This is a genomic window from Deltaproteobacteria bacterium (genome assembly GCA_009929795.1).
Classification (GTDB): domain Bacteria; phylum Desulfobacterota; class Desulfovibrionia; order Desulfovibrionales; family Desulfomicrobiaceae; genus RZZR01.
In genome coordinates this window covers 1-2,449 of the sequence record RZZR01000264.1, presented here as the reverse complement: position 1 = coordinate 2,449, position 2,449 = coordinate 1, and the positions used below count along the sequence as shown (strand labels likewise).

Genomic DNA, 2,449 nt, shown 5'->3' with positions numbered 1-2,449 from the left:
AAGACCCAGGAAGAGAACCGAGGCCCAGGCCACGGCATCAGCCGGGAGCCCGCCGAGAAACGGAAGGAGAAAAAGAGCCCCGAAGGGCTGTATGTAGAGAAAGATGGTCGGGGCCCGATAGGTTCGCAGGAAGCGCTTGGAAAAGATGTAGTATGAGGCATAGGTCAGCCCCGAGACTAGGCCGCAGGCCACCCCCAGGAGAGGCCACCCGCCCCGGCCCTGGGTTTCTCCAGACCCAAAAGCCACCCCAGCCACCCCGGCCATGGACAGCAGAATGCAGATGATTTTGATTCGCGTCAGCCCTTCGCCCAAAAAAAATCTGGCCAAAAGGGCCACCCAGGCCGGTGCCGTGTACAAAAGGACCGAGGCCAGGGCTGCCCCGCCGTCGCGGACCGCGATCTGGTAGGCTCCGTAAAAGACACTGACCCCCAGGAAGCCGAAAACGGCCAGACCAGGAAGGTCTCTCGGCCGCACCCGAGTTTGCCCCAGCCATGCGGCCTGCCCTGCGAACAGGGCCCAACCGGAAACGGCCCGCCAGAAGGCCACGTCCAAGGGAGCGACCCCGTGGGCAAAGGCCAGCTTGGATACAGGGCCGAGGGTCGACCAGCACAGGGCGGCCAAAACAATGTACACCGCCCCCTTGGCCTGGGCCTCAGGAAACGGTTCAGGCATCCTCGACCTCCAGGTCGACCTCCAGGCGATCCAGCGAAGTGTTTACCAGGCGGACCGTGACCCGCTGACCCAGGCCGAAGGTCCGGCCTGTGCCCCGGCCCAAGTGGCGGTGTTCGTCGGCTCGGAACTCGTAGTAATCGTCATGCAGCGTCGAAAGTCGGACCAGCCCCTCCACCAGGACCGAATCCAGTTCGACCCAGAACCCGAAATCGGCCACCCCGGAGATCACTCCTGCAAATACGTCGCCTATCCGATCCCGCAGATGAAGGATGCCGGCCCGCTTGAGCATCTCCCGCTCGGCCTCCATGGCCCGGCGCTCGCAGCGGTTGATTCCATCGCAGATTCGCTTGAGGGGCTTGACCCGGAAGATTCTGCCGTCTCTGGCCAGGACCGACTTGAGAACTCTGTGGACCAGCAGGTCGGCATACCGCCGAATGGGCGATGTGAAATGACAATAGCATTCCGATGCCAGACCGAAATGGCCCTCGTTCGTCGGCGAATACCCGGCCTGGGACATGGTTCGGAGCATGAGGCGATTGACCAAAAATTCCCGCTCGGTGTCCCGGACCAGGGCCAGCACGGATTGCAGGGAGGCCGGGGTGATCTCGTCCGGACGTTCGGGCAGGACGCCCGCCGTCGTCAGCAACCGGAACAGAGCACTCAGTTTGTCCGGATCCGGGAGGGGGTGAACGCGATAGGGCAAAACCTTCTCGGCCCTGGTCAGGATTTCGGCCACGCACTCGTTGGCCGAAATCATGAACTCCTCCACCAGACGATGGGAGAAGAATCGCTCGCGGGCCCGAATACCCACACTGCCGTCCAAAAGGCCCTGAATTATCTCAGGCTCGGGCAGGTCGAAGTCCAGGCTTCCCTGCCGGGCCCGGGCATTTCGGAGAATCTCGGCCAACTTGGCCGCCTCCTCGAGCATGAGCCCCCAAGACTCGTCGCGGCCCTCACCCCTGGAAAACAGGCCCTGGACCTGAGTATAGGTCAACCTGGCCTCGCTGCGGATAACTGCCGCGAAGCACCGCTGACCCGTGCGCCTGCCGAGCCTGTCGAACTCCATTTCCACGGCCATGGCCAGTCTGGGCCGCCCCGGTACCAGACTGCACAGGCCGTTGGACAGGGCCTCGGGCAGCATGGGCTCAACCGAGCGGGGAAAATAGAAGGAGTTGCCCCGCTCCAGGGCCTCGCGGTCCAGGGCCGATCCTGGCTGTACGTAATGAGACACATCGGCGATGGCCACGGTAAGGATCCACCCCCCACCCTTGGCCCGAACATGAACGGCGTCGTCGAAATCCTTGGCCTGCTCACCGTCAATGGTCACCAGACCGAGATTCGTCAAATCTTCCCGGCCTTGCAGGCCTTCCGGATCCGGCTCCGGCCCGAGATTGGCCGCCTCTGCCAGAACTATCGGGGGGAATGGCCCCGGCACAGAGTGGTTGGCCTTGACGATCCGTTCCTGGGTCTCAAGGCTGAACTCCCGGCCCAGAACCTCCACGACCCGGCCGGCCCATCCCCCCCCCTCCAAGCGGTCTCCGGGAGCAGCAAGAACGATGTCTCCCTTGTCCGGGGCCTTGCGACCCTCGAAATCCAGGACGAACAGACCCTTGCACCTGGGGTCCGTGGCCTGGGCCAGCACGGCTCCGTCTCCGGCCGGTCTGAGAACCCGCACGGCCATGATCTCCGTGGCCCGCTCCAGGACCCGGACCACCCGACCTGACGGATTCTTGCCCTTGCGGCCGGGCAGGATGGCCGCCACGACCTTGTCCCCGTG

General features: G+C 64.0%; 2 protein-coding genes. Both read right to left on the bottom strand.

Features of this window, described 5'->3' with window-relative positions; translation table 11 throughout:
- The coding region (locus tag EOM25_14005; GenBank protein ID NCC26288.1) for an EamA/RhaT family transporter at positions 1-672 on the bottom strand (672 nt) is incomplete at its 3' end.
- The coding region (locus EOM25_14000; protein NCC26287.1) for a VacB/RNase II family 3'-5' exoribonuclease at positions 665-2,449 on the bottom strand (1,785 nt) is incomplete at its 5' end. The genes EOM25_14000 and EOM25_14005, both read right to left, overlap by 8 nt.